The sequence below is a fragment of the Variovorax sp. Soil_C_33 genome (assembly GCF_057656935.1).
In genome coordinates this window covers 538425-563562 of record NZ_JBDGJK010000001.1, presented here as the reverse complement: position 1 = coordinate 563562, position 25138 = coordinate 538425, and the positions used below count along the sequence as shown (strand labels likewise).

At 66.7% G+C, this 25138-nt stretch carries 26 protein-coding genes; 13 read left to right on the top strand and 13 right to left on the bottom strand.

The features are described 5' to 3' along the window. Together AC3A6B_RS02785 and AC3A6B_RS02780 are read left to right on the top strand one after the other, a co-directional pair. Entirely contained in the window at positions 1 to 342 is a 342-nt protein-coding gene (locus AC3A6B_RS02785; RefSeq protein WP_487835211.1) for an Hpt domain-containing protein, read from the top strand. Then, positions 335 to 1420, top strand: coding sequence for an adenylate/guanylate cyclase domain-containing protein (locus AC3A6B_RS02780; protein ID WP_487835210.1), 1086 nt, complete (start codon positions 335 to 337; stop codon positions 1418 to 1420). The genes AC3A6B_RS02785 and AC3A6B_RS02780 overlap by 8 nt, the downstream gene beginning before the upstream one ends. Before the next feature lie 88 nt (positions 1421 to 1508). Here AC3A6B_RS02780 and AC3A6B_RS02775 read toward each other — a convergent pair whose 3' ends face one another. After that, complete coding sequence (locus tag AC3A6B_RS02775) at positions 1509 to 2390, bottom strand: LysR family transcriptional regulator (protein WP_487835209.1); 882 nt, start codon at positions 2388 to 2390, stop codon at positions 1509 to 1511. A 116-nt stretch (positions 2391 to 2506) separates the two neighbouring features. Between AC3A6B_RS02775 and AC3A6B_RS02770 the strand changes: the two genes are divergently transcribed. From AC3A6B_RS02770 to AC3A6B_RS02755, 4 genes are read left to right on the top strand one after another with little or no spacing between them, the layout of a single operon-like run. Further along, positions 2507 to 3943 (top strand): amidase, encoded by a 1437-nt coding sequence (locus tag AC3A6B_RS02770; protein WP_487835208.1) that lies wholly within the window; start codon positions 2507 to 2509, stop codon positions 3941 to 3943. After that, entirely contained in the window at positions 3943 to 4947 is a 1005-nt protein-coding gene (locus AC3A6B_RS02765) for a tripartite tricarboxylate transporter substrate-binding protein (protein ID WP_487835207.1), read from the top strand. Before AC3A6B_RS02770 ends, AC3A6B_RS02765 begins: the two co-directional genes overlap by 1 nt. A 37-nt stretch (positions 4948 to 4984) precedes the next feature. After that, the gene (locus AC3A6B_RS02760) at positions 4985 to 6016 is read left to right on the top strand and encodes a Bug family tripartite tricarboxylate transporter substrate binding protein (protein WP_487835206.1); all 1032 of its coding nucleotides are present in this window, start codon (positions 4985 to 4987) and stop codon (positions 6014 to 6016) included. Continuing rightward, complete coding sequence (locus tag AC3A6B_RS02755) at positions 6013 to 6810, top strand: class II aldolase/adducin family protein (RefSeq protein WP_487835205.1); 798 nt, start codon at positions 6013 to 6015, stop codon at positions 6808 to 6810. Before AC3A6B_RS02760 ends, AC3A6B_RS02755 begins: the two co-directional genes overlap by 4 nt. A gap of 35 nt (positions 6811 to 6845) precedes the next feature. Here the strand turns inward: AC3A6B_RS02755 and AC3A6B_RS02750 are convergent, their stop codons facing one another. From AC3A6B_RS02750 to betC, 6 genes are read right to left on the bottom strand one after another with little or no spacing between them, the layout of a single operon-like run. Continuing rightward, positions 6846 to 7532 carry a GntR family transcriptional regulator gene (locus tag AC3A6B_RS02750; protein WP_487835204.1) on the bottom strand — a complete coding sequence of 229 codons (687 nt, stop codon included), beginning with the start codon at positions 7530 to 7532 and terminating at the stop codon, positions 6846 to 6848. Between the two features lie 30 nt (positions 7533 to 7562). Next, a complete protein-coding gene (locus AC3A6B_RS02745; RefSeq protein WP_487835203.1) occupies positions 7563 to 8300 on the bottom strand; it encodes a hypothetical protein in 738 nt (245 codons plus the stop codon). Between the two features lie 4 nt (positions 8301 to 8304). After that, a complete protein-coding gene (locus AC3A6B_RS02740) occupies positions 8305 to 9270 on the bottom strand; it encodes a Bug family tripartite tricarboxylate transporter substrate binding protein (protein WP_487835202.1) in 966 nt (321 codons plus the stop codon). A gap of 24 nt (positions 9271 to 9294) precedes the next feature. Next, entirely contained in the window at positions 9295 to 10206 is a 912-nt protein-coding gene (gene mmsB / locus AC3A6B_RS02735; protein ID WP_487835201.1) for a 3-hydroxyisobutyrate dehydrogenase, read from the bottom strand. Positions 10207 to 10221: 15 nt separating this feature from the next. Beyond that, the gene (locus tag AC3A6B_RS02730) at positions 10222 to 11721 is read right to left on the bottom strand and encodes an aldehyde dehydrogenase family protein (protein WP_487835200.1); all 1500 of its coding nucleotides are present in this window, start codon (positions 11719 to 11721) and stop codon (positions 10222 to 10224) included. A gap of 13 nt (positions 11722 to 11734) precedes the next feature. After that, positions 11735 to 13258 (bottom strand): choline-sulfatase, encoded by a 1524-nt coding sequence (betC, locus tag AC3A6B_RS02725; protein WP_487835199.1) that lies wholly within the window; start codon positions 13256 to 13258, stop codon positions 11735 to 11737. Positions 13259 to 13340: 82 nt separating this feature from the next. On the opposite strand from betC, the gene AC3A6B_RS02720 reads away from it, so the two are divergent. Then, the gene (locus AC3A6B_RS02720; RefSeq protein ID WP_487835198.1) at positions 13341 to 14564 is read left to right on the top strand and encodes a CaiB/BaiF CoA transferase family protein; all 1224 of its coding nucleotides are present in this window, start codon (positions 13341 to 13343) and stop codon (positions 14562 to 14564) included. Beyond that, the gene (locus AC3A6B_RS02715; RefSeq protein WP_487835197.1) at positions 14561 to 15295 is read left to right on the top strand and encodes an enoyl-CoA hydratase/isomerase family protein; all 735 of its coding nucleotides are present in this window, start codon (positions 14561 to 14563) and stop codon (positions 15293 to 15295) included. Before AC3A6B_RS02720 ends, AC3A6B_RS02715 begins: the two co-directional genes overlap by 4 nt. A gap of 128 nt (positions 15296 to 15423) precedes the next feature. On the opposite strand, the gene AC3A6B_RS02710 is transcribed toward AC3A6B_RS02715, so the two are convergent. Both AC3A6B_RS02710 and AC3A6B_RS02705 read right to left on the bottom strand, forming a co-directional pair. After that, complete coding sequence (locus AC3A6B_RS02710; RefSeq protein ID WP_487835196.1) at positions 15424 to 15666, bottom strand: hypothetical protein; 243 nt, start codon at positions 15664 to 15666, stop codon at positions 15424 to 15426. Positions 15667 to 16097: 431 nt separating this feature from the next. After that, complete coding sequence (locus AC3A6B_RS02705) at positions 16098 to 16898, bottom strand: helix-turn-helix transcriptional regulator (RefSeq protein ID WP_487835195.1); 801 nt, start codon at positions 16896 to 16898, stop codon at positions 16098 to 16100. 171 nt (positions 16899 to 17069) lie between these two features. Here AC3A6B_RS02705 and AC3A6B_RS02700 point away from each other — a divergent pair, with 171 nt between their 5' ends. Beyond that, the gene (locus AC3A6B_RS02700; RefSeq protein WP_487835194.1) at positions 17070 to 18230 is read left to right on the top strand and encodes a helix-turn-helix transcriptional regulator; all 1161 of its coding nucleotides are present in this window, start codon (positions 17070 to 17072) and stop codon (positions 18228 to 18230) included. A gap of 222 nt (positions 18231 to 18452) precedes the next feature. Further along, positions 18453 to 18911 carry a hypothetical protein gene (locus AC3A6B_RS02695; protein WP_487835193.1) on the top strand — a complete coding sequence of 153 codons (459 nt, stop codon included), beginning with the start codon at positions 18453 to 18455 and terminating at the stop codon, positions 18909 to 18911. A 188-nt stretch (positions 18912 to 19099) separates the two neighbouring features. Here the strand turns inward: AC3A6B_RS02695 and AC3A6B_RS02690 are convergent, their stop codons facing one another. Beyond that, positions 19100 to 20050 (bottom strand): LysR family transcriptional regulator, encoded by a 951-nt coding sequence (locus AC3A6B_RS02690; RefSeq protein WP_487835192.1) that lies wholly within the window; start codon positions 20048 to 20050, stop codon positions 19100 to 19102. A gap of 107 nt (positions 20051 to 20157) precedes the next feature. On the opposite strand from AC3A6B_RS02690, the gene AC3A6B_RS02685 reads away from it, so the two are divergent. The 3 genes from AC3A6B_RS02685 to AC3A6B_RS02675 all read left to right on the top strand — a co-directional run bounded on the left by AC3A6B_RS02685 (position 20158) and on the right by AC3A6B_RS02675 (position 22693). Further along, on the top strand, positions 20158 to 21108 hold the full coding sequence (locus tag AC3A6B_RS02685; RefSeq protein ID WP_487835191.1) for an MBL fold metallo-hydrolase: 951 nt from the start codon (positions 20158 to 20160) through the stop codon (positions 21106 to 21108). Between the two features lie 75 nt (positions 21109 to 21183). Further along, positions 21184 to 21972: an alpha/beta fold hydrolase gene (locus AC3A6B_RS02680; protein ID WP_487835190.1), complete on the top strand. Its 789-nt coding sequence runs from the start codon at positions 21184 to 21186 to the stop codon at positions 21970 to 21972. 163 nt (positions 21973 to 22135) lie between these two features. Then, positions 22136 to 22693: a hypothetical protein gene (locus tag AC3A6B_RS02675; protein ID WP_487835189.1), complete on the top strand. Its 558-nt coding sequence runs from the start codon at positions 22136 to 22138 to the stop codon at positions 22691 to 22693. Positions 22694 to 22734: 41 nt separating this feature from the next. Here the strand turns inward: AC3A6B_RS02675 and rbsD are convergent, their stop codons facing one another. Genes rbsD through AC3A6B_RS02660 form a run of 3 tightly spaced genes read right to left on the bottom strand, consistent with a single transcriptional unit; the run spans position 22735 to position 25137 of the window. Further along, positions 22735 to 23130, bottom strand: coding sequence for a D-ribose pyranase (gene rbsD / locus AC3A6B_RS02670; RefSeq protein WP_487835188.1), 396 nt, complete (start codon positions 23128 to 23130; stop codon positions 22735 to 22737). Further along, positions 23127 to 24074, bottom strand: coding sequence for a ribokinase (gene rbsK / locus AC3A6B_RS02665; RefSeq protein ID WP_487835187.1), 948 nt, complete (start codon positions 24072 to 24074; stop codon positions 23127 to 23129). Before rbsK ends, rbsD begins: the two co-directional genes overlap by 4 nt. A 19-nt stretch (positions 24075 to 24093) precedes the next feature. Next, the gene (locus AC3A6B_RS02660) at positions 24094 to 25137 is read right to left on the bottom strand and encodes a LacI family DNA-binding transcriptional regulator (protein ID WP_487835186.1); all 1044 of its coding nucleotides are present in this window, start codon (positions 25135 to 25137) and stop codon (positions 24094 to 24096) included. Position 25138: the final 1 nt, after the last annotated feature.

The following is a 25138-nucleotide window of genomic DNA, read 5'->3' as shown; positions in this document are numbered from 1 at the left end:
ATGACCGATGCGACCATCGACCTCGCGACTTTTGCGGAACTGCAGAAAACCGCGGGGGCGGACTTTGTCAAGGAACTGGTGCAGACGTTTCTCGAAGAGGCACCGGCCATGCTGCAGGAGCTTCGCGGCGCGAGCGCATCCGGAAACGCCGATGATTTTCGCCGTGCTGCGCATTCGCTGAAGTCGAACAGTCTCACTTTCGGCGCTCGTGCGCTGGGCGCCATGGCGCGCGAACAGGAGCTCGGGGGCCTGGTGGCCGCGCATCAATCGAACTCACTTGACGCCCTGGCGCGGGAGTACGCTCGGGTCGCCGCGGCTCTGACGGAGCTGACTCGTGGTTGACTTGTGCTATCCGCCGGCTCGCCTCCTCGTGGCGGACGACAACAAGGTCAATCGTTTGCTGCTGACCCGCAGCCTCGAACTGCAGGGCCACCGCGTCGACAGCGCCGAGAACGGACGCGTCGCCCTGGAGCTGCTGCGACGCGACCCCTACGACCTGCTGCTGCTCGACATGGAAATGCCCGAGATGGATGGCTTCCAGGTGCTGGAGCAATTGACCGCCGATCCGAAGCTGCGCGACCTGCCCGTGATCGTGACTTCCTCGCTCGAGGGCGTCACCACCGTCGTGCGCTGCATCGAGCTCGGCGCCGAGGACTACCTGCACAAGCCGGTCAATGCGGTGCTGCTGAAAGCGCGCATCGGCGCCAGCCTCGAGAAGAAGCGCCTGCGCGACCAGCAGAAGGAACTGGTGCGCCGCTTCGCCACCTCCGAGGTTGCGCAGGACCTGCAGCAATCCGGCTTTGCGCTCGGCGGGCGGCGCGTGCAGGGCGCGGTGATGTTCTCGGACATTCGCAGCTTCACCGCGCTGGTCGAGTCGCAGCCACCTGAAGAGACGATCGAACTGCTGAACACGTACTACACGCTGATGTTCGAAGCGATCAACGGCCATGGCGGCGTGGTGAACCAGATGATCGGCGACGGGCTGATGGCCATCTTCGGCGCCCCGCTTCCGCTGCCCGACCACAGCGCGGCCGCGGTGCGCGCGGCGCTCGACATGGTCGAGATGATCGAGCTGCTGAATACGGATCGCATCGCCGTGGACAAGCCGGCGATCCGCATCGGCGTGGGGATCGCCACCGGCGAAATGGTGGCCGGCTACACCGGAACGCAGCAGCGCGCGACCTACACTTGCATCGGCGACACGGTGAACCTTGCCGCACGGCTGGAGGCACACACCAAGCTCGCAAAGCGGACGATCCTGATCGATGCCGCAACCTGCGTCGCGCTCGATGGACGCATCCCGGTCGAGCCCCTCGGGGCGGCGTCGTTCCGGGGCAAGGCGGCGCCGGTCGAGGTGTACGCCGTCACCGACAGCAACCCGCCTGCGACTGCTCAGGGGCCGATGCTAGGGATAACTTGAAGGGTTCGCACCGAGCGATCGCCCGACGATGCCGAAGGTCGGCGCGCAGACGCGGGCGCACATCGCGCCCGAATGCCCGGAGGCAGCCTCATCGCAGCGCCTGCCTCGCAGCAGCGATGAACGGTTCGACGAAGGGGCTGTCCAGATCGTGGCGCCGGCAGACAGCCACGTCGAAGCCTTCGCTGACGCCCTTCAGCGTGCGGAAGGCGATACCCGGAGGACGACCAACCGCAGCGCACGCCGGAACCAGCGCATACCCCTCGCCAGCGAGCACGAGAGCCAACGCGGCGTGCACGGTCTCCACACGTTCGACCACCTGCATCGTCACCTGGTGCCGGCGAAGCAGTGCGGCCACCAGCGACGTGTCCGCGTTCTCCTTGAGCTTGGGCAGGGCGACCAGCTTCTGGCCCTGTAGCCGTTCGACCGGGACCGAAGCGAGACGCGCGAGCGGCGCGCGTGCAGGCATGGCGAGCCGCAGCGGCTGCTTGCCGACGATGGTGTTGGCCACTTCCACGCGCTGCATCGGCGGCATGCACAAGGCGACGGACACCTTGTGATCGATGATCTGGGCCTCGCAAGTGGCGGCACTCATCTCGACGAATTGCAGTTCGACTTCCGGCAGCGTGCGACGCAGGAGCGGGACCAGCTTGGGCAGCACGGCGTAACCCAACGAAAACATGTAGCCCACCGCCAGCAGGCCGCGTCGTCCGGAGCCGATCGCGCGCGCGGCCTCGTAGCCATCGTGCGCCAGGGCCAGGGCTTCACGAGCGCGCGCGAACAGGGCGCTGCCCGCGTCGGTGAGCCGCATCCCTGTCGATTCGCGCAGGAACAGCGCAGTCCCTACCTGCGCCTCCAGATTGCGGATCTGGACGGACAACGGTGGCTGCGCCATGTGAAGCCGCAGGGCTGCCTTGCCCACGCTGCGAGCTTCCGCCACGGCCACGAAATAACGCAGGCTCTTGAGGTCCATGCCCATACGCTTCTGATATGAGCGGATTGTGAACGAGTATTGGACCGTGCGGCAGCCGGCTGGCAACCTTCGCGCATGCCGGCTGGATGTGCCGGTGTCTGACAGAGGTAGCCTGGATGGCCGAAGAGTTTTGCTTTTGGACGGCGGTACGACTGCGCGAAGCGATCGCGCGTCGTGAAGTCTCTCCCGTCGATGTGACCCGCGCCGTGCTGGATCGCGCCACGCGGCTGCAGCCCAAGCTGAACTGCTTCATCACGCTATGCCCCGATGAAGCCATGCGCGATGCGAAGGCTGCGGAGCAGGCAGTCATGCGAGGCGAGCCCATCGGACTGCTCCACGGCATTCCGTACGCCTGCAAGGACCTGGTCAATACGAAGGGCGTGAAGACCACCTTCGGTTCGCTGCTGTTCGCCGACAACGTCCCGACCGAGGACGCGGCAGCAATCTCCCGGCTGCGGCAGCACGGTGCCATCCTCGTCGGAAAGACGACCACGTCGGAGTTCGGCGCCAAATGCCTGACCGATGCACCCTTGTTCGGACGCACGCGCAATGCGTGGCACCCCGAGCGCACGAGCGGCGGATCGAGCGGCGGCGCAGCAGTGGCGGTGGCGACCGGACTTGGCCCCATCGGGATCGCAACGGACGGGGGAGGCTCCACCCGGATTCCGGCAGCGTGCAACGGAGTCGTCGGCCTGAAGCAGTCGATCGGGCTGGTCCCGCATTCGCAGGCGGAGGATGCCATCGGCAATCTCACTTACGTCACCCCCATCTCGCGTACGGTCGCCGACACCGCCCTCATGCTGCAGGCCATGGCGGGCGAGCATCCCTGCGATCCCTGGTCTGCCGGCGCCCGGGCGGAAGACTATCTCAAGGACATGCGCTCGATGGCTGACTTGCGGGGCAAGCGCATCCTGTTCGCGGGCATGCCGCCCGGCCGGCCGATGGCGTCCGACGTCGCTTCCTGCTTTGCTTCCGCACTGCAGCTCCTGGCGGAGTCGGGCGCGGAGTTGGCCGAGATGGGGCCGTCGTCGGACTTCGACGTCGAGCCACTTTGGCGCACCATCAATCACACGGTCTGGAAAGCACGGTTCGGGAAGATGGCCGAGGAGCAGCCGGATCAGCTGACTCCCTCCCTCCTCCAGCAGCTCGCGCTCGCGAAGGACTACACCGCCGTCGACTACCAGAAGGCGAACTTCGCTCGCACTCGCCTCTTCCGGCATGTGCAGGACTTGCTGCGTGACAACGACTTCATCGTGGTTCCCACGCTGGCACGGACCGCCCTTCCGATCGACCAGGACCTGTTCGGCAAGCTCGAGATCGATGGACGGCTCTTCGACGAGGTGCGGTCCAACTGGTTCCCGTGGACCATGCCATTCAACCTGACCGGCCACCCCGCCATCACGCTGCCCTGCGGCTTCGGCAGCGACGGGCTGCCGATCGGCCTGCAGTTGGTGGGGCGCCTGCGCCGGGAGTCGGATCTTCTTGCCGCTGCGGCGGTATTCGAGGCTGCCAGGAATCTTGTGTCCCGCTGGCCGGACGAGGAGGTGTGGTGATGAACGTGATTCGGATTTTCCTTTCCGCCGCGTGGATCGCGGCGATCGCTGCCGTTGCAGCCGGACCGGTACAGGCGCAAGCCCCTGCGCAGCCATCGGCTGGCAGCGCCCATCCGCTGCGTCTCGTCGTCGGGTTTCCGCCCGGGGGCGCGCTCGACACGCTGGCGCGCGCGCTCGCCGAGCAGCTGCGCCTCGGTGGCGAGGAACAGGTCATCGTGGAAAACCGTCCTGGCGCAGCCTCGCGCATCTCCATCGAGCATGTGAAGCGGTCGCCGCGCGACGGCAGGACCGTGCTCCTGTCTTCCAACGCGCCGCTGATCATTTTTCCGATGACCTATCGGCAGCTGGCCTACGACGTCGACCGGGACTTCATCCCCGTGGCCCATCTCGCCGAGGTTCCCACGGTGATTTCCGCCGGTGCGGATCGGCCGTACAAGACACTGCAGGAATACGTGGGCTGGGTGCGCGCCAATCCGTCGCAGGAAAGCGTGGGACTCACTTCGCTTGGCGGCTTTTTGCACTTCGCGGTCCTCGGCATGGGCAAGTCCATCGGTGTGCCGCTGAAACCGGTGGCCTACAAGGGCGGCGCGCCTCTGGTGACGGACCTGATCGGCGGGCACGTGCCGTTGAGCACCGATGCCCTGGCCAGCCAGCTGGAGCTCCATCGCGCCGGCAAGGTGCGCATCCTGGCGGTCTCCGGTACACGCCGCATCCCGTCCCTGCCGGACGTTCCGACTGCGCGTGAGGCCGGCATCGATGCGTTCGAGCATGCGAACGCCTCCTACAGTGCCTTCGTGCCTGCAGGCACCCCCGCGGAGGCGGTGCAGCGCCTGGAGCGGGCCTTCGTTGCCGCCATGCAGCAACCGCAGCTCAAGGCCTCGATGACGCGCGCAGGCATGGAAGCGACTGGCTTGCCTGGCGCCACGGTGAGCCGCACGCTGAACGCGGAGCGCGAGTTCTGGCGTCCCCTGGTGCAAGCCTCCGGATTCCGCAGCGAGGATTGACGGCGCCGTGCGCGCCATGCGACCGAAGGAGAGTTCGATGCGCAATTCGACCAGCCCAACCGATGCTTCCATGCGCCGGCGCGCGAGCGCAGGGGCGGTGGCCCTGTTTCTTGCGGCGTGCGTGCTGCCGGTGGGCACGGTCGCTGCCGCAGCCTATCCGGAGCGCCCGGTCACGATCGTGTCCGCGTTTCCTGCAGGCGGCATCGTGGATGTCATTGCGCGTCGCCTCGCGCAGCACTTTTCGGAGCGGTCCAAGCAGAGCTTCATCGTCGAGAACCGCGTGGGTGCCGCAGGCAGCATCGGCTACTCGGCCGTGGCGCGTGCGGTTCCCGACGGGTACACGCTGGTCGTGGCCAGTGGCCCCACGACCATGGCGCCCCCCGGCTCGGCGACCGCCTCCTGGCAGCCCCAGACCGCGTTCAGCGCGATCGGCATGATCGGCACCATTCCCCAGGCGATCATCGCGAGCAGCGGCCTGCCGGTGCGCACATTGCCCGAGCTCGTCGACTTCGCCAGGGCACGACCGGGCCAGGTGAACTATGGGTCCGCAGGCGCTGGCACGACGCCGTTCTTCACGATGGAGCTGCTCAAGCGCCAGCAGAAGATCGACCTCACGCATGTGGCCTATCGCGGGCAGCCGGAGGTCATGACAGACCTGGTCCGGGGCGACATCGGTGTCACCGCGATGACCGTGCCCCTGGTGATCCAGCACGTGCAGTCCGGCAGGATCAAGGCGCTCGCGGTGACTTCGCCCGCGCGGCTCCCGTCGCTGCCGCAGGTGCCCACCGTCGCCGAACAAGGCATGCCCGGGCTGGCAATCTCCAACTGGTTCGCGCTGATGGGGCCGGCCAACCTGCCGCCGGACGTCGTCGCCTCTCTCGCACGCGCTCTCTCCGAGGCGCTCGCGGCGCCCGATGTCCGGGCCAGCTTCGCAGATCTCGGCTTGATCATTCAACCCGCACCGCCCGCCGAGACACAGGCTTTCGTACAGGCGGATCTCGCACGCTGGATCGCCATGTCGCGATCGCTCGACGGCAACCCCACCCACACCAAGGAGGCAACGAAATGAACAGAGATTCCGCGCAACTTGCCGCCCATGCAACGCCCGCAGGCATCACTGCCGACGAATGGCAGCTGCGCTGCGACCTTGCGGCATGCTTTCAACTGACGGACCTCTATGGGATGTCGGACGTGGCCTCCACCCACATCTCCGTGATGCTGCCCGGGCCCGAGCACCACTTCCTCGTGAATCCGCTGGGAACCCTTTTCGACGAGATGACCGCTTCGGCCCTGCTGAAGGTCGACCTCGAAGGGCGCGTCGTGCAGGGGGACCCATCGCTGCTCAATCCGGCCGGCTTCATCATCCACAGTGCCATCCACATGGCTCAGACGGACTTGGAATGCGTCATGCACAGCCACACCCGCGCGAACAATGCCATCGCGATGCAGGCACAGGGATTGCGGCCCCTGAGCCAGAAGGCCTGCGTCATGCTGGACTTCCTCGGCTACCACGACTACGAGGGCGCGGCGCTCGACGAAGACGAGCGCGAGCGCCTCGTGCGTGACCTCGGCGCCGATGGCCGTGTCCTCATCCTGCGCAACCACGGCGCCCTGACGGTCGGCCGCAGCGTCGGGGAGGCCTTCTGCTGGATGCTGCGGCTGGAGACGGCCTGCCAGTTCCAGATCGATGGGCAGGCCGGCGGTGTCCCGCTCCACGAACTGTCCGAAGCCACCATCGCGCATACCCGCGCCCAAGGCCGCAAGTTGCTGGGACCGGATGGCGTCATCGAGGTCGGTAAGCTGGAGTGGCCAGGACTCCTGCGCAAGCTGGAGCGCGAGCGCGGCACCTCTTATCGGACTTGAGCAGCGGCCGCGGCGCTAGGGCCTGTTAACAGGCCCTAGATGATGGAGAAGGAAATCGACTTCGCCACCGCGTCGCGGATGTGCCGGATGCGCTCCCGGTTGAGCCGCTCGGCACCTTTGGCATCGCCGCGCACGATCGCGTCCAGCAACTTCTCGTGCTCCTCGATGGCAGCTTCCATGCGCCCCGGCAACAGCGCGGTGCGGCTGCCCGTCAGGCGCAGGCGGTTCTCGATCGCCATGACATGCTCCGACAAGGTGGCACTGCCGCAGCATTCCACAAGCGCACGCCGGAACGCCAGCGCCTGATCGAGGTACGCGCCGACGTCGCTCTTCCTGGCGCTCGCGGCCAGCTGCTGCAGTGATTTCTTCAGCCGTTGCAGGTGGAAGCTGTCCATGTTTTCCGTTGCAAGGCGGGCCACCAAGCCTTCGAGGACTTCACGGATGTCCAGCAGCTCGATCACCTCTTGCGGGCTGAGCTGGGCGACCGTGACGCCCACGAAAGGCGTCCGGCTCACAAGGCGCTCCACTTCCAGCTGCCGGATCGCCTCCCGGACCGGCGTGCGGCTCACTTCGAGTTCGGCCGCGAGATCCTGTTCGGTGAGCTTCGATCCCGGCTTCAACTCGCCGCTCAAGATCGCCGAGCGAATCCGCTCGCAAACCTGCTCGGCCGAGAGCGGCTGAGGACTTCGCGTTCGAAGTGTGTTGGACTTCCCTGATGTCATGCAATCTTTATACAGGAGACTCCGGGCGCTTCACCCGTCGGCATATTCGGGCGCGTTCGCGGGCATCTGCAGCACCAGCAGATGCAGTCCGCTTTCTCCGGCCGCGCAGCCGGCCGCGTCTTCACCCGGCGACAGGTAGCGGCTTTCCCATGCCCGCAGTCGACCCTGCGGGCTTTCGAGCCCGCCGGCCAGGACGAGCTGGAACTGGCCCGAGCCGCCAGGCTCGCTGGTCTCGACCTGCGCAAGAGGCGGCAGCTGCAGCGCGCAGGCTTCGAGATCGCCCTGCGGTGCGATCAGCTGTACCCGGCGTGCCGATGCCAGGCCGCGCAGCGCGTGCATCGACAGTGGTTCATGCAGCGGCCCTTGCGCATGCCGTTTAGGTCCCCGCTGCAGCCTGTCGCGTGCCGCCGGCAGGAAATTCGCGCCGGTTTCGCAGACCGCACGGATCGTGAAATAGCTCAAGCCCGCGGGTCCCGCCACCAGCGGCCCATAGCCCGTGAAAGCGCCGGCGTAGTGCACGGATCCAGGACCCACCGCGCGAGGGCCCAGCGTGCCGGAGCCCTCCTTGACGACCTGGAACTGGTTCTGCATGTGGAAGTGCGGCATGAGCACGGAGTCGGGCGGCTGTTCCACGAGGAAGACGGTGGGAGACAGGCCCGGGCCCGGACCGCTTTGCATCCACTCGCTTCGATGAAAGCAGAAGCCGTTGTCGAGGACTCGGTGGTGCCGGGTCTCGCCCGCGAGTGCGGCGGATCCGAGTGCGATCATTGCATCACTCCAGCCTGGCCCCGGAGCCCTTGACGATCGCGGCCCAGCGGTCGACTTCGGCCCGCACGAAGCTCCTGAATTCCGCCGCGGCGACGGGCCGGGGCCGGCCCCCCAGGGAGACGATTCGTTGCGAGAAGTCCGGCGAGCGCACGATCCTGGCGAGTTCCTCGCTGACCTTGTCGACGACGGCCTTCGGCGTGCCGGCGGGTGCCAGCAGGCCGACCCAGGGCACGAGATCGAAGTCGGCCAGGCCGCTCTCCGCGACCGTCGGCACCGAGGGCAGCACGGAGATGCGTTCGAGCGAACTGACTGCGATCGCGCGCACCTTTCCCCCCGAGAGGAAGGGCTGCGCCGCGCCGTACGCGTCGAACGACACCTGAACCTGCCCGGAGGCAAGGTCGGTGAGCGACTTGGCTGCGCCCTGGTAGGGAACGTGCGTCATCTCGATTCCGGCCCGCCGCATGAGCTCCGACATGGCGAGGTGCGATACGGAGCCGTTGCCCGGCGATGAGTAGTTCACCTTGCCCGGGTTCGCCTTCGCGTGCGCGACCAGCTCCTTCAACGACTGGATCGGCAAGGTGCTGTTCACCATCAGCACGAGCGGAGCGTCATAGATCAGCCCGATCGGCTCGAAGTCCTTCAGGCTGTCGTACTGCACGTTCTTGTACAGGGATGGATTTCCGGCGATGGCCGCGGACGCCGACAGCGTCATGACGCTTCCATCGGCAGGCATGCGCGAGACGGCCGCGAGAGCGACACTGCCGGCGAGGCCGGGCATGTTTTCGACGATCAGGGTCCGGCCGATCATCGGTCCCAGGCGCTCGGCGAGGGCGCGGGCGACCACATCGACGGACTGGCCTGGCGGATAGCCGACGATCAGCTTGCCGGTGTCTTTTTGCGCGAAAGCGGTCGTGCCTGTGAGCAGCAGCGCGATGATCGCGCTGTTGAAGATGCGGCGGCTGGTTGTCATGCTCGTCTCCTTGTTCGGTTCGCTTCAGCTGCGCGCGGGCTGCGCCGCGCCGAGCATCTGGATGATGGAAGAGAAGTCGAGTCGCCCCCTCCCTGCGGCGCAATGCATCGCATAGACCGAGGCGGCCGCCGCGCCGAGAAGGGCAGGGGAGTGGCTCGCGACCGCGGCCTGCTCGGCGAGCCGCAAGTCCTTCAGCATCAGTTCGGACGCGAAGCCGCCCTCGTAGCCGCGATTGGCAGGCGCAGACGGCACAAGGCCGGGCTCGGGGGCATAGCTCGTGAGCGCCCAGCATTGTCCCGACGAGGTCGAAGCGATCTCGAAGAACTTCTTCGGATCGAGGCCCAGACGCTTGGCCAGGTGCAGTGCTTCGGACACCGCGAGCATGGAAACGCCCGCCAGCATGTTGTTGCAGATCTTCGCGGCCTGTCCTGCGCCGGCCGCACCGGCGTGGATGATGTTCCTGCCCATCACGCGCAGGAGTTCGAGGGCGCGCGCGAACGCGGCCTCCGTGCCGCCCACCATGAAGGTGAGCGTCCCCGCAGCAGCGCCGCCGACGCCACCGGAGACCGGGGCGTCGAGGGTGACGAGGCCTTTCTCGCCGAGGGACGCGTGAAAGGCAGCGCAGGACTCGACATCGATCGTCGAGCAGTCGATGACGAGTGCGCCGGGGACGAACGGCAGCGCCTTGGCCTCCAGCACTTCCCGCACGTGGCGCCCGCTGGGCAGCATCGTGATCACGACTTCGGCGCCGGCGATCGCTTCCTCGACCGATGCGCGCCGCTGCAGCCCCGCGTCGTGCGCCCGCTCCATGGAGCCTGCGCTCACGTCGAAGCAGCGCACCTCGTGGCCTGCTTCCTTCAAGCGGCATGCCATGGGAAAGCCCATGTTGCCCAGCCCGATGAATCCGATTGCAGCCATGCTTGTCTCCTTTTTCAAGAACGAGGACCGGGCTCAGGTCATGTTGATGAGCACGGTCTTCTTGTGGGTGAAGTGGTCCAGCATGGCTTCCAGCGAAGCCTCGCGTCCCAGGCCGGATTGCTTGACGCCGCCGTAGGACAGGCCGGGCTGGACGACGATGTTCTGGTTCACCTGCACGAAACCGGCGTGCAACCGCCGGGTGGCGTCCATTGCCGTCCTGAGGTCCCGGGTCCAGATCGTCGCTGCCAGGCCGTAGTCGCTGTCGTTCGCCAGGGTGATAGCCTCTTCGTAGCTGGAGAAGCGGATCACGCAGGTCACCGGCCCGAAGATCTCCTCGCGCGCGAGGCGGGAGGCGTTGCCCAGACCGGTGAAGATCACCGGCCGCACGAACAGGCCCCCTCGAAGCGCGTCGCCTGCTGGCAGCTCGGAACATTCGTGAGCAGTCGCACCTGCTTCGGATCGACCGTGTTCGATGTAGCCCAGCACCTTGTCGAGCTGGGAGCGCGAGATGATCGTGCCGATGTCCGTCGCCTCATCCAGCGGGTCGCCCATCTTCATCGCATCGACGCGCGCCTTGAGCATGGCGACGAACTCGTCGTGGATCTTCTCGTGCACGAGGATGCGGCTGGCCGCGGTGCAGCTTTGCCCCTGGCGGGTGAAGCGCATGCCGCTGACCGCCCCAGCGACTGCCCTGGGGAGGTCCGCGTCGTCCATCACGATCATCGGGCTCTTGCCGCCCAGTTCGAGGGTGACGGGAATCAGCTTCTCTCCGGCGGTGCGCGCGACGATGCGGCCGGTCTCGACGGAGCCGGTGAAGGTGACCTTCCCGACTTCCGGATGCGCGACCAGGGGCGCGCCGCAATCGGCGCCGTAGCCGCAGACGATGTTCAGGACACCCGGGGGAAGCTGCTGGTTCAGGATCTGGCACACCCGCAAGACTGCCAGCGGGGCCTCCTCGGCAGACTTCACGACGACCGTATTGCCCGCCACCAGCGCCGGCGCGATCTTCAGCGCCATCAGCATCATGGGCGCGTTCCACGGAATGATGACGCCCACCACGCCGATCGGCTCGCGCTGGGTGAAGGTCAGCATGTCGGGGCTGAACGGGACCGTCTCGCCCTTGAGCTCCGAGCCGAGGCCGCCGTAGAACTGCAGCGCATCGGCGACGACCGAGGCCTCCACGCGGCTCTCGGTGCGCAGGGCCTTGCCGGTTTCCAGCGCGACCAGGCGCCCCAGTTCCTCCACGTGCTCGGCGAGCAGGCGAGAGCACTCGGCCAGGAAGGTGCCGCGCTTGCGCGCGGTCATGGCAGCCCACGCAGGCTGGGCCCGGGCCGCGGCGGCCACGGCCTGCTCGACGTCGCTCGCGTCGCTATGGGCGGCGTGGCCGATCTCGCGTCCGGTGGCGGGGTTGATGACCGGGAACGTGCGCCCTGATCGTGCGCCAACCAGTTCTCCGCCGATCAGGTTGTAGCCGCTGATGGCGCGAGCCAGCCGGTGCGGATCCGTATCCGCCGTTAAGTTGTGTTGGGCCATGCTCCGTCTCCTTTCAGTTCGTCGTGCCGGCCAGCGGCGGCCAACGCTTCTTGACCTTGATCACCCGGGCGCTGCCGCGGCGCACGAAGCGGCGTGTGTCGTCGGTGCTGGCCTGGTAGTCCCAGACCGGCTGCTTCGCGTCGGGCAGCGAGTTGATGAACTTGCGCCTCGCCTGGCTGGCGAGCACCTTCCGCGTGATCGCCTCGGGATCCCAATGGGAGAGCACGCGCTCCTTGAGTTCGGCGATGACCTTCGGCTGCTGCTGCGCGATGTCGACGAGTTCGTTCGGATCGGCCTCCATGTCGAACAGCAGGTCGGGATGGCCGTGCGTATAGACGTACTTGTACTTGCCGCGCCGCAGCATGCAGCACGGGCCAGTCACCCCTTCGGCCGTGTATTCGACGAAGGCTTCCGCGTCGCCGCTGCGATCGCCCGTGGCAATCAGCGGCACCAGGCTGTGGCCGTCGATCGGTTCGACCCAGCTCGGAGTAGTGCCCTCGGTGGCGTACTGAACGAGTGTCGGGAGCAGGTCCACGTGCGAGACCGGCTCCGCGATCCGGCGCGGCTTGCCTGCCCGGGGATCGAACACGAGCAGGGGCACCTTGGCCGACCAGTCGAAGAACACGCGCTTGAACCACATGCCGCGTTCGCCCAGCATGTCCCCGTGGTCCGAGGTGAACACCACGATCGTGTTGTCATCGAAGCCCGCGCGCTTCAGCGTTTCCAGCAGGCGCCCGACCTTGTCGTCGATGTAGCTGACCATCGCGTAGTACGCATGCCGCGCGCGCCTGACTTGCTCGTCGGTCGCTCCTTCCTTGTCGAGCCCGTGGGAGTACTGCACCCACTGGCTCAGCTTGTCGCGCTCGTGCATCGGCATGTCGCCGACATTGGGCAGGTTGATCTCTTCCGGCTTGTACCGATCGAGGTATTCCGGCGGGACGTGGTACGGCGGATGGGGATGCGTGAACGAGACGCACATGAAGAAGGGCTGCTCGTCATCGCGTGCGAGGTCGTACAGGCGCTGGATCGACTTGGCCTCCACTTCCTCGTCGTAGTCGAGTTGCAGGCTGCGAAAGCACGGTCCGGCTTCGTCCACCGTGCTCAGGTTGTGGCCCGGCGAGTAGAAGCTGAACTCGCCCTCGGCCCAGTCGGCCGCCCAGCCGAAGTCCGCGGGATAGATGTCGGTGGTGAGCCGCTCATCGAAGCCGTGCTTCTGGTCGGGCCCCACGAAGTGCATCTTGCCGCTGAGGATGGTCTTGTAGCCCTGCTGGGCCAGGTAGTAAGGCAGCGTCGGCGTGTCCGCCTGGAACTCGCAGGCGTTGTCGAAGGCGCCGATACGCGTCGCGAACTGGCCCGCGAGGAGCGAGAAGCGCGCCGGCGCGCAGAGCGGGAAATTGCAATAGGCGTTGTCGAAGACGGCAGACCGCTCGGCGAGCGCCTGCAGGTGCGGCGCCTTCATGGCGTGGTTGCCGTGGAACGGCAGGGCGGGGGCCGACAGTTGGTCCGCCATGATGAAGAGGATGTTGGGCTTGCGCATGGGGCTCCTTAATTGCACAACGGTTGCATTACGGTTGTATGCAATATAGACTGGCTTCCGCGATGTGACAAGTGGAGAAAACGTGACCGACCCAATTTCCCTGCCGCTGTCCGGCGTGCGCGTCCTGGATCTCACCCGCGCGCTGGCCGGGCCTTTCTGTACGATGATCCTCGGCGACCTCGGCGCCGATGTGATCAAGGTCGAGCCGGCCGGCGGCGACATGATTCGCGAGTGGGGGCCATTCGACCGCGGCACCAGTGCCTACTACCTGAGCGGAAACCGCAACAAGCGCGGTATCGCCGTCAACTTTCGCGACCCCGCGGCGCTGGACCTGTTGCGAGGGCTGGCGGGAAGCTGCGATGTCGTCGTGGAGAACTTCCGGGCCGGCGCCATGGAAGCCATGGGCCTCGCCTACGAAACGCTGGCGGCTGCGAATCCGCGCCTGATCTACGCGAGCGTGACCGGCTTCGGCCGCACAGGACCATCCGCCGGCCGTCCGGGTTTCGACCAGATCGCCCAGGGCTATTCAGGCCTGATGAGCGTCACCGGCAGCGCCGAGTCCGGTCCTGTGCGCGTTGGAGTGGCCATCGGCGACCAGACCGCAGGCATGTGGTGCGCGATCGGCGTGCTCGCCGCCGTTGCGGAACGGCACACGACCGGTCGCGGCCGGCGCGTGGAAACTTCGCTGCTTGCCGGCCTGGTCGGGCTGATGAGCGTCCAGGCGCAGCGCTACCTGAGCCTGGGCGAGGTGCCGGCGCTCGCCGGGAACACGCACCCGGTCATCGCCCCGTATGGCGTCTTCGAAACAGGCGATGGCCCCTTGAACATCGCGCCGGCGACAGCGGAGATGTGGAAGCGGCTTTGCGACGTGCTCGAACTGCAGCAACTGGTGGCCGATCCTCGCTACGCCACCAACGCCGCGCGCATGGAGCGCCGCGTCGAACTCAAGGCCATCATCGAGGCGAAGTTGAAGGAGCGCAGCCGCCGCGAATGGAGCGAGCGGCTCCTCGCGGCGGACATCCCGGCCGGGCCCATCAACAACCTGGCCGACGTCTTCGCTGATGAACAGGTGGTCCATTCGCAGCTCGTGGAGGAAGTGCAGCACACGCAGCTCGGCACGATGCGGCAGGTGGGCAGCCCGGTCACGTTCGACGGCCGCCTGGGCGGATCGATCCGCCGCGCACCGCCGGTCCTGGGGGAACATACGTTCGAGGTGCTCCGCGAACACGGATATTCGCAACGTGACCTGGAAGCGCTCGCCAGCAAAGGGGTCATCGTGCAGCATGCACAGGGAGCGAGCGCATGAACATCGGCTCGGCCCCCACGCTGGAGATCGTGGACTCGATGGCGACCATCACGCTGCGCCGTCCCGCGCAGCACAACCGCATCGATCCGGACGACCCTGCGGTCCTCCTGCGCCATCTCGATGAAATCCGGGCCGATCCATCCGTACGCCTGCTCGTTCTCACCGGCGAAGGCGAGAAGACCTTCTGCTCGGGATACACGCTCGGGCAGATCGGCGCGCGCCTGGATCGTTCCTTCGAGGACATGCTCGATGCGCTGGAGTCGCTGGACATTCCAACACTGTGCGCACTGAACGGCAGCGCCTATGGCGGGGGCACCGACCTGGCGCTCGCATGCGACTTCCGCATCGGTGTTCGCGGTTGCAGGCTGTTCATGCCCGCAGCAAGGTTCGGATTGCATTACTACCCCGGCGGGTTGCGACGCTTCGCCGCGCGGCTTGGCTGTTCAGCCGCCAAGAAGATCTTTCTCACAGGGATGACCATGGAGAGCGAGGAGCTGCTTCGAATCGGGTTCCTGACGGAGTTGGTGGAACGTGGTGAGCTGCAGTCGCGCGTCGACGCATACCAGGACCACATCGCGCGCTGCGATGCGCAGGCGGTCCGCTCGATGAAGCAACACATCAACGCCATCTGCGCGGGTGAATGGGATGAGGTGTCAGGCCGGACTGCTTACGAAGCGTCCCTGAGGTCAGAGGAAGCCGGCAGACGGCTGGCGGAGCTGGTGGGGCGGTAGTGCCCGACCCGCGAGACCGCAGCGAGACCGACCACGAGGGCCAGCGTCACGTGCATCGGCCGCTGCCAGCCGGACAGCAACCACAGGGCTAGCAAGAACGCGGGCGCATGTCCATGTTCAAGGTGTCCTCACAGCACTGGCGGAAGGCATCGCAGGCGGGCTTCGTACGCTTCCCATGAACGGATGCGGTTCTCGAGGTCTTCGTGATTGACCGATCGCGAGAGATAGCGTTCTCGCGGGTCGACGGTGCCGGTCGCGCAGCGCCGCGCAAGAGCTGCGACAGCACGCTTGAAGGCGCCGTGCACGGACGGGCTGGGCGCCTCAACTGCGCCGGTCGACAGCGGGGGTGGGAGGATTCGGCTCATGTTCATAGTGAACTCCTGGGGTTGAAATCGCGTGTTGGCGAGAGGAAGCCTTCTTCGCCTTGGCCACTTTCTTCTTGAGACTGCAAGCGGCCGGCCGCGCTTCCGACGTCCAGGGGCCACCACCAGACAAGGTCATCGGGAAAGACGTTGCCGGCAGAGGCGGTGCCGGACTGGCCGGCCAATGGCTGCACGGACCACGGGCTTGCGGCGGCCTGCGGCGTGGCATGGAGCGCCAGACTCACGGCGGTGACTAGGCTTGCGACGACAAGGCCGCGTGGGGATCGTCGCGACCGCCGGATCGGAGGCATCAGCGGAATCGGCGGCAACGGGAGCATGCGCATGTCGTCTTCCTAAGCGGAACGGTGAGGTCCCGAGCCTAGGGAGATCGCACGCTCAAGGAGTCATCGGAAGCAATGACGCGTGGGGTCGCCGCACCATTAATCGATGTTCGATCGGCCGGCTTCGGGCAGGCGCCCGAGCCAGAGGGAGGTCAGCGCCGCCCGGTTATGCACACCGAACTTGGCATAGATCGACTTCACGTGGATGTGCGTCGTGTTCGGGCTTTGGCCCAGGATGGCCGCGACGGCCTTCTCCGTCTTTCCGTCGAGCAGTCCCAGCAAGACCCTGCGTTCCACCGCGGTGAGCGGCGCGTCCGCGATGAGGAGCCCGTGGCTGAGCACTTGCTGGCGGTAGAACCATCGCAGCCCGCGAAGCGCCAGGCCGAAAGGGCCCTTGTCCGCTGATGAGAACCGGGGAGCTTCCGTGCTGCGGAAGATGAACAGGTGCACCCGCACATCGTCGTTGACCGCACAACGCATCGACATGCTATCCGCGTGTCCGACAGCCAGATAGTGGCGCTGGTAGTGTGGACCGTCGAACCACTCCGGAGGCAGCGCTTCGAACAGGAGCCGGGTGCGGAACGGTTCCTCGCCGGACACGGCAAGGATCTGTGAGAGGTCGACAGACGGCGACCACAGGGTGTCGAACTGCTCCTGGACCGAAGCGGCAATCGGCGGCAAAGGCCGCAGGAGCCGGACGAATCGCGGACGCCAGCCGTTCAACGCGTCGCTCAGCGCAGGGCTTGGCAGCCGCACGACCACCGACCAAAGTGCGTTGTGCGCGCCGAAGATCGAGCAAAGGCTGCAGAGCAGGTGCTCGAGCGCTTCATCGCCCTGGCCGATGGGGTAGTTCGCGAGTTTGTCCCATAGCGCGTAGATCGCCTCGGTGAAATCGTTCATTGGAGGCCGGGCGGGGCGTGCAACTCCTGCATTCAATTGGTCACCTGTTTAGGTTATTACGCGACGCAGCCTACTTGCCTACGATCCTTCGATGAACCAGCCCCGCATCGTATGGCATCGTTTGACGGATCTTGCGCCTCGGGTTCGGGCGTCGTGTCGGAACCGTGTGCGATGACGGGCCTGGAAGGGATCCCCGCCACCGAGCTGTCGGAGCTGATCGGCGCCATCTACGATTGCTCTCTCGATCCGCAGCGGTGGGCCGCAACATGCGGAATGATTGCGCAGCGTTGTGACAGCGCCGGGGGCGGCATCTGCGTGCACGACCTGAAGCAGATCCAGAACGATCAGCTGTACGTCTTCGGCTATGAGCCGGAGTTTCTGCAGAAACTCGGCGCCCAGTACGCCGAGAGTCCGATGGCCGAGGCGGATGTCGTCTCCAACGTCGGGGACGTGAGCGCGCTGTCGATGGAGCGCTTCCATCTGCATGACAGCCGCTTCTACCGAGAAGTGCTGCAGCCATACGGGGTGCTCGACATCATCTGGTTTCCGGCGCTGCGCACCGGCGGGCGCATGGCGTCCTTGCATGCGTCGCGCAGCGGCAAGTCGCCGCACTACCAGCAGGGCGACCTTGACCTGTTCGAGCTCCTAGCGCCGCACGTCTGCCGTGCTCTGGCGATTTCCGATGCACTCGACATCCAGGTGCTGAAGTCCGAGGTGCTGGAGAGGACCCTCGATGGGCTGGCGGCCGGCGTGTTCCTGGCGGCGCGTGACGGTCACGTCGTGTATATGAACACTGCGGCCGAGCGACAGGTCAAGTCGGGCACGGCGATGCGCCTGGTCAACAACCGGTTGTCCCCGGTCTATCCGGCCGCTCGTGCCGCGTTGACGCAGGCGATCCAGGATTCAGGCCGCGATGGTGCCGACATGCGCACCAAGGATCATGCGATCGGAATCCCTGATGGAACCGGCGGGGGCTACGTCGCCACCTTGCTGCCGGTTTCCGATGGCCGGCGCGCCGGGATCCTCGCACCGTTCGCGGCGAGTGTTGCCGTGTTCATCCAGGATCCTGTCCAGGCGCCGCTGATGCCGGGGGAGGCATTCGGACGGTTGCATGGGCTCACCGGCGGCGAACTGCGCGTGCTGATGGCGCTGTCGCAAGGCCTCGGCGGTACCGAGGCCGCCGGCATGCTAGGCGTGGGCGAGCCGACCATCCGCACCCACCTGCAGAGGATCTACTCCAAGACCGGCACGTCCAAGCAGGGGGATCTGCTGCGTCTGCTGCACCATTCGACACCTCCGACGCGGCACCAGACGCGCCTAGCAGGCTGCTGAAGTACCAAGCGCGCCGAAGGCATCCGTGCGCGCGACCTTCAGGCGATGCAGCGGCTCGATGAACTCGGCGCGTCATAGCCCTTGCCGGCGGCGACGTAACCTCGGTATCCGGGCTCGCGGTGGCTTGACGCGCGTCCATCGCCCTGTCATCGCTTCCGATGACGCGCCGGCTGCGGTGATCGCCTACGCTCCCTCACCACTACAGAGATACGAAAGTTCGCCATGTTCGACCGTACCGTTCGATGCCTGTCAGCACTAGGCGCATTCATGCTTCGACTCTCCAAGCGAACGCAGCTGATCGGGGGTTTCGTCACGGGGACGCTTGTCTCCGGCGTTCTCCTGACATTCGCGGTGAATAGTCCGACCGCCAATGTCACGGCACCACGCAAACCTGCACGGTCGGCCGCAGCAGTCCCGGTCATCGTCGCGGCGCAATCCAAACTCGATGTACTGCGCAACGAAGCGGCGAGTGGAGACGAATTTTCTAACCGGGCACTCTCCACGGCTCTGATGGACAAATTCGACTTGACCGGTGACTCGGATGACCTCTACGAGGCCATGGTTTGGGTCGACAGGCGGTGGAACGCGTTTGGCAACTCGGAACTGGCTGAGCGTGTCTTCGCGCAGTACTGCGAGCACCGCGTGGTGCGCTGGCACTGGTTCTGCGTTCTGGGCGAATGACAGAGGCGGGCCCCCACAGCCCCTTCGAGACCGTGCGTCGGTAATTTGCTGCCACCGAGTGACCGTAAGGTGGCCGAGACCGTGAGCTCAGTTTGCTTCCGCCGCCGGCAGCAACCGCTGCGCTGCGGAAGCTCAGCGGGTCAACAGCGTCCCGACAACTGCGGTGCAGCGGAATTCACAGTACGCCGTCACGGAACCTGTCGTGACAAAGGCGCCGAATCACCACGCCGCCTCACCGCGGGAGTCGCTGCGAACAAGGCCACGACCCAGTCGACGAAAACTCGCACGCGGTGGCTCTGGTAGCGGTTGGGTGGATAGACGATCTGTATCGGCAGCGGCTCGATGAACCAGTCGCTCAGCACCGGCACCAGGCGGCCGCCGTCGAGCTCATGTTGGACGAGGTAGAGAGGGGCTCGCATGACGCCGAGTCCGGCCAGGCAGGCCGCCAGAGCGACGTTTGCGTCGTTGACCGCCAGCTGCGAGTGTCCATGGATGTCGAGGCGTCGACCGTCTTTGCGGAAACCGAAGGTCGGGGCTCCCGTCGCGCGGGCGTTGAAGTACGAGATCACCGAGTGCTCGGGCCGGTCCAGGTCCGACGGCTGCGCCGGCACGCCGCAGCGCGCGAGGTAGGCGGGCGATGCGCAGCAGACATAGTGCAGTTCGCCGATCTGCCGCGCAACCAGCGATGCGTCGGTGATGCGGCCGGTGCGCACCGCGCAGTCCACATGTTCTGCCACGAGGTCGACCATCCGGTCGCTGCCACCCAGGTCGATGCTGATGTCCGGATAGCGGGCGACGAAGTCCGGCAGCGCCGGCGCGATGACGAGGCGGGCGAGTGCGGAGCCGATATCCACGCGGATGCGGCCGCGCGGCGAAGCGCCTGCATAGGCCATCACGCCTTCGATCTCGTCGAGATCGTTCAGCAACTGCCGCGCGCGCTGCGCATAGTCCGCCCCCGCGGGCGTGAGCGACACGCGCCGCGTCGTGCGCGTCAGCAGCTGGGTCTTCAGTTCTGCCTCCAGGGCCTGCACGAGCCGTGTCACGGTGGGGACCGGCACGTCGAGCAGCGCAGCCGCCTTGGTGAACGTGCCGGCATCCACCACGCGGAGAAAGGCGCGCATCGCGGTCAGTTTGTCCATGCTGGATTATTGCGAATCTCACAAAACCGGCTTGGTCCGAGGCCGATTGAACCGCCGGCGCTGCGTCCGTATCGTTGAGGCACCCTCACTTCTGATGGATTGCAACAATGAAGCTCATGACTCTGCTCGCCGCATCTCTGCTGGCGGCCTCGCTCGCCAACGCGGCCCCGCCCCAGGCCAGCACCCAGGTGCCCGGCGTCTATCGCATGGCCCTCGGCGGGTTCCAGATCAGCGCCTTGTCCGACGGCACGGTGACGATCCCGCTCGACGAACTGCTCACCCACACCACGCCCGCCCATGTCCGCAAGGTCCTGGCTCGCGACTTCCTGAAGCCCAGGACCGAAACCTCCATCAATGCCTTCCTCGTGCATACCGGCTCGAACCTCGTGCTGGTCGACACCGGTGCCGGCGGGCTGTTCGGTCCGACCGGCGGCGACCTCGTCGCGAGCCTGAAGGTGGCCGGGTACGCGCCCGAGGACATCGATACCGTCCTGTTGACCCACATCCATCGCGATCACTCCGGCGGCCTGACGGTCGGCGGGAGAGCGGTGTTTCCGAACGCGACGATCTGGGTCGATCGACATGAGGCGGCCCACTGGCTCGATGCGGCACGAGGCGATCGGGCCGCGGCCGCCGACCATGGCGGCTTCGATGAAGCGGCGGCCAGCCTCAAGCCCTACCTGGACAGCGGACGCGTGAAGACTTTCGACGCGCCGGCGCAGGTAGTTCCCGGTATCCGGGCCGAGGCGGCTCGCGGCCACACGCCTGGCCACAGCCTCTTCGTCGCTGAGAGCCGCGGCCAGCGCATGGTGTTCTGGGGCGACCTGCTCCACGCAGCGAACGTGCAGATTGCAGAGCCGCAAGTCACGATCAAGTTCGATCTGGATTCGCCCGCCGCGGCGAAGCAGCGCCACGCATGGTTTGCGGACGCAGCGCGGCGCGGCGACCTGGTGGCCGCGGCCCACATCTCGTTCCCCGGCATCGGGCGCCTGCAGGCGGCCGCGCGCGGCTACCGCTGGGTGCCGGTGAACTACAGCACGGCAGTCCAGCAGCCATGAAGTGCTCACGCAAGGCGCCGGCCGGTTCGGCGCAACTCCCCTGATTCAACACCACCACCCAAAGGAAGACTCGACATGAACGCAAAGCAAGTTATCGCAGCCGGCGCTACCGCCGTTTCTCTTGGCCTCGGCCTCGGTTCAGCGCAAGCGGCCACCGCATCCAAGCCCACCGTCGTGCTGGTACATGGCGCCTTCGCCGGTTCCGACAGCTGGAATGGGGTCGCGGCAGAACTGAACGCCAAGGGGTACGCGGTCGTTGCCGCGGCCAACCCGCTGCGCAGCGTGCGCGGAGACGCGGCATATGTGCGCTCCCTCGCTTCGAGCATCGCCGGCCCGGTGGTCCTGGTCGGGCACTCCTATGGCGGCACCGTGATCGCGAATGCGGCGAATGGCCAGCAGAACATCAAGGCCCTGGTCTTCGTCGGCGCCTTTGCGCCCGACAAGGGCGAGACGGTGATTGAACTGTCGGGGCGCTATCCGGGCGGCACGCTCGGCGCGGCGCTCGCGCCTCCAGTCCTGCTGGCCGATGGAGGAAAGGACCTGTACATCGAGCAATCCAAGTTTCATGCCCAGTTCGCGGCCGATGTCCCGGCGCAGAGCGCCCGCTTGATGGCGGCGACGCAACGTCCCATCGCCGAGGCGGCACTGATCGAGGCGTCTGGCGAGCCGGCATGGAAGTCGATCCCGTCCTGGTTCATCTACGGGACGGCAGACAAGAACATTCCCCCGGAAGCGATGAAGTTCATGGCCGTTCGCGCGGGCGCCCGCAAGATCGTGGAGCTCCCGAACGCGTCTCACGTTCCGAACGTCAGCCATCCGGCCGAGATCGCCAATCTCATCGACGAAGCAGCGACCACCAGGTAGCGTTGACTCGCCGCGTCACCCTATATCCCCATCCCCGCCCGGGGATCTGCGGATTGCAGCTGCGCCGCCGGCCGGCTACGGTCGTGAATGGCGCGCGTTGCGCACAAATCATAGAAGCTTCATGCACGGTGAGATCGCCCTGTGGATCAAGATCGCCTACACCGTGCAGCTCGCGGTGATCCTGCCCGTCTATGCGGTCGTGTGGGGCTGGCGAAACTTTCTCTGGTTCTCCGATATCGCGCTCATCGCCACGGGCGTCGCGTTATGGCTCGACAGCGCCTTGCTCGCGAGCATGATGGCGGTGGCCGTGCTGTTGCCGGAACTCTTGTGGAGTGCCAGCTATTTCGGCCGTTTGCTGCTCGGCCTGCGCATCTCCGATCTCGCGGGCTACATGTTCGATGCACGCAAGCCGCGCTTCGTGCGGGCGTTGTCGCTGTTCCACGTTGTTGTGCCCGTCGTGCTGATCTGGATGCTGTACGAATTGGGCTACGACTCGCGCGCGCTTGTCGCTCAGACGCTGCTCGCCTGGTTCGTACTGCCGATCACCTACGCGGTGACGACGCCTTCGGACGAGAACATCAACTGGGTGCGCGGGCCGGGCAGGTTGCAGCGGCGCGTCCATCCGCTCGTTTGGCTCGGATTCTTGATGCTGGCGTTCCCGATCGGCCTGTACCTGCCGACGCATTTCGTTTTGCAGGCGCTCTTCGCTCAAACGGGTTGAGCAGGATCAGCTTCGGACCGGTGCAGGCAGGTCGCGCGAGCCTAGAAGACCACGCCAGAGACCAGGATCACGTTCGCGTAAGGCGTGCATTCCCCAGTGCGCACGACGGCGCGCGCCTGTGCGCTCAGGCGCTTGAAGTGCGCGTGCGGGACCGTCTCCGGTGCCAGCGCGAACCGCTGTTGCGTATACCAGTCTGGCAGGGCATGGCCCGCGCCCAGTGCTTCTTCGGCCAGCACGCTTCGTTCCACCTGCATCTCGGCCAGCACGGCGCGCAGCACGTCGGCGATGCGCGGCACGCCGGGCGTCAGCGCGAGGTCGATGCGGCGAGGGCCTGCGGGGATGGGCAGGCCGGCATCTCCGATCACAAGCATGTCGCCGTGGCCAAGCGAGGCGATCACGTGGGAGAGCTCGGCATGCAGCAGCAGAGTTCTTTTCAAAATACGGTCCATTCGGGAGGAACAGGGCTGCCCAGCACCTCGTTGCGGTGCGGGATGGAAGGCTGCGCGCCAGGTCTCGCCACGCACAGCGCGGCGGCGCGAATGCCGAGCCGCACCGCCTCGTCGAACGACTGCGCATCGGCCAGCGCCACCGCGAGCGCGCCAAGGAAGGTGTCGCCGGCGGCCGTCGTGTCGACCGCTGCGACGCGAAGCGCCGGATGATGGCGACAGCCCTGCGCATCGGCGGCCACGGCGCCGTGCGCGCCCAGCGTGACCACCACGCGCGAAGGACCCCTGGCGCGAAGCGCGCCGGCGGCGGCCGCCGCCTCGGCCGGGCCATGGACCGAAAGCCCGCTCAGCGTCTGCGCCTCGATCTCGTTGACCACCAGCGTATCGATGCACGACCAGAAGGTTGCGGGCATGGCATCCACCGGCGAAGGGTTGAGCAGCACCTTGCAGCCCACCCGCACCGCGACTTCCAGCGCGCGCGCCACCTGCGCTAACGGGGTCTCGAACTGCACCAGCAGGAAGGCTGCGCCCTGCAGCGCACGGGCGAGCGCCGCCTCGTCCACCTGCACGCAGGCATTGGCGCCGGGGATCACGACGATGCGGTTCTGCGCGCCGTCGTCCACCATCACCAGCGCCACGCCGGTAGGCTGCTGGGCATCAATCTGGACGCCCGCGATGTCGATGCCGTCCTGCGCGAGGGCGTCGCTCAGCGCACGGCCGTGCGCATCGGCGCCCACGCAGCCGTGCATGCGCACCCGGGCGCCCTGGCGCGCGCAGCTCACTGCCTGGTTGCCGCCCTTGCCGCCGGGCAGGTAGGCGATCGAGCGGCCGTACAGCGTTTCTCCGGCGTCCGGCGCGTGCGGCACGCGCAGCAGCAGGTCCATGTTGAGGCTGCCGAGCACGGCGATGCAGGGGGCGGGGTCGGAAGAGGTCACGGGCGTCAGGAAAGAAACATCAGGCGCCGCGGCGTGCGGCGGATTCGGAGAGGGTAGGGCGCCGGGCCGTCGTCCCGCGCACGCGCAGCTCGGGCTGCAGCATCACCTTGCGGGGCTCGTGCCGCCGGCGGTCGATGCGCTCGAGCAGCATGTCGACGGCGAGCGCGGCGATGCGCGCCTTGGGCTGGGCCACGGTGGTGAGCGGCGGGCTGGTGAAGCTGGACAGCTCGATGTCGTCGAAGCCCACCAGCGAGAGCGCGTCCGGCACCCGCAGTCCGCTCTCGTGGGCTGCGCGCATCGCGCCGATCGCCATCAGGTCGTTGCAGACGAACACCGCCGAGGGCGGCGATTCGGTGCGCGCGATGGCGTGCATCGCCTCGTAGCCGCCCTGGCTGGTGAAGCCGCCGTGCCACAGCAGCTCGTCGGCGCCCGCCGCTGCGGACAGGCCGGCCTCGGCCAGTGCCATGCGCCAGCCCTCGATGCGCTGCTCGCTCGGCGCCAGCCCGGGCGGGCCGCCGATGCAGGCGATGCGCGCGTGGCCCAGCGACACCAGGTGCCGGGTGGCCAGCAGGCCGCCGTGCATGTGCGCGCTCTCCACCAGGTCGCAGGCCGGATCCTCGATCTCGCGGTCGACCAGGACCACCGGCATCTTCAGGCCGTGCAGCAGTGCGGCCAGCGAGGCGTCGTCGCCGGTGGAAACCACGATCAGCCCGTCGATGCGGCGCTCCGACAGCACCTGCAGGTACACGCTCTGACGGCGCGGCTCGTCGTCGGTGTTGCACAGCACCAGCGTGTATCCGGCGCAGAAGCAGCGGTCCTCCACCAGCCGCACGATCTCCGCAAAGTAGGGGTTGGAGCTGTTGGGGATCAGCATCCCCAGCGTGCGGGTGGTGTTGCTCTTGAGGCTGCGCGCCACCGCGCTGGGCACGTAGCCCAGTTCGCGGATCGCGCGTTGCACCCGCTCGCGCCCCTCGGCGCTGACATGCCGCGTCTCGTTCACCACGTGCGACACGGTGGTGACCGACACGCCGGAGCGCAATGCCACGTCCTTGATCGTTGCCATG

Coding starts and splice junctions, on each gene's coding strand:
- AC3A6B_RS02785 (WP_487835211.1), top strand. CDS start 1: ATGACCGATGCGACCATCGACCTCGCGACTTTTGCGGAACTGCAGAAA.
- AC3A6B_RS02775 (WP_487835209.1), bottom strand. CDS start 2,390: ATGGACCTCAAGAGCCTGCGTTATTTCGTGGCCGTGGCGGAAGCTCGC.
- AC3A6B_RS02770 (WP_487835208.1), top strand. CDS start 2,507: ATGGCCGAAGAGTTTTGCTTTTGGACGGCGGTACGACTGCGCGAAGCG.
- AC3A6B_RS02765 (WP_487835207.1), top strand. CDS start 3,943: ATGAACGTGATTCGGATTTTCCTTTCCGCCGCGTGGATCGCGGCGATC.
- AC3A6B_RS02760 (WP_487835206.1), top strand. CDS start 4,985: ATGCGCAATTCGACCAGCCCAACCGATGCTTCCATGCGCCGGCGCGCG.
- AC3A6B_RS02755 (WP_487835205.1), top strand. CDS start 6,013: ATGAACAGAGATTCCGCGCAACTTGCCGCCCATGCAACGCCCGCAGGC.
- AC3A6B_RS02750 (WP_487835204.1), bottom strand. CDS start 7,532: ATGACATCAGGGAAGTCCAACACACTTCGAACGCGAAGTCCTCAGCCG.
- AC3A6B_RS02745 (WP_487835203.1), bottom strand. CDS start 8,300: ATGATCGCACTCGGATCCGCCGCACTCGCGGGCGAGACCCGGCACCAC.
- AC3A6B_RS02740 (WP_487835202.1), bottom strand. CDS start 9,270: ATGACAACCAGCCGCCGCATCTTCAACAGCGCGATCATCGCGCTGCTG.
- AC3A6B_RS02730 (WP_487835200.1), bottom strand. CDS start 11,721: ATGGCCCAACACAACTTAACGGCGGATACGGATCCGCACCGGCTGGCT.
- betC (WP_487835199.1), bottom strand. CDS start 13,258: ATGCGCAAGCCCAACATCCTCTTCATCATGGCGGACCAACTGTCGGCC.
- AC3A6B_RS02715 (WP_487835197.1), top strand. CDS start 14,561: ATGAACATCGGCTCGGCCCCCACGCTGGAGATCGTGGACTCGATGGCG.
- AC3A6B_RS02710 (WP_487835196.1), bottom strand. CDS start 15,666: ATGAACATGAGCCGAATCCTCCCACCCCCGCTGTCGACCGGCGCAGTT.
- AC3A6B_RS02705 (WP_487835195.1), bottom strand. CDS start 16,898: ATGAACGATTTCACCGAGGCGATCTACGCGCTATGGGACAAACTCGCG.
- AC3A6B_RS02700 (WP_487835194.1), top strand. CDS start 17,070: ATGACGGGCCTGGAAGGGATCCCCGCCACCGAGCTGTCGGAGCTGATC.
- AC3A6B_RS02695 (WP_487835193.1), top strand. CDS start 18,453: ATGTTCGACCGTACCGTTCGATGCCTGTCAGCACTAGGCGCATTCATG.
- AC3A6B_RS02690 (WP_487835192.1), bottom strand. CDS start 20,050: ATGGACAAACTGACCGCGATGCGCGCCTTTCTCCGCGTGGTGGATGCC.
- AC3A6B_RS02685 (WP_487835191.1), top strand. CDS start 20,158: ATGAAGCTCATGACTCTGCTCGCCGCATCTCTGCTGGCGGCCTCGCTC.
- AC3A6B_RS02680 (WP_487835190.1), top strand. CDS start 21,184: ATGAACGCAAAGCAAGTTATCGCAGCCGGCGCTACCGCCGTTTCTCTT.
- AC3A6B_RS02660 (WP_487835186.1), bottom strand. CDS start 25,137: ATGGCAACGATCAAGGACGTGGCATTGCGCTCCGGCGTGTCGGTCACC.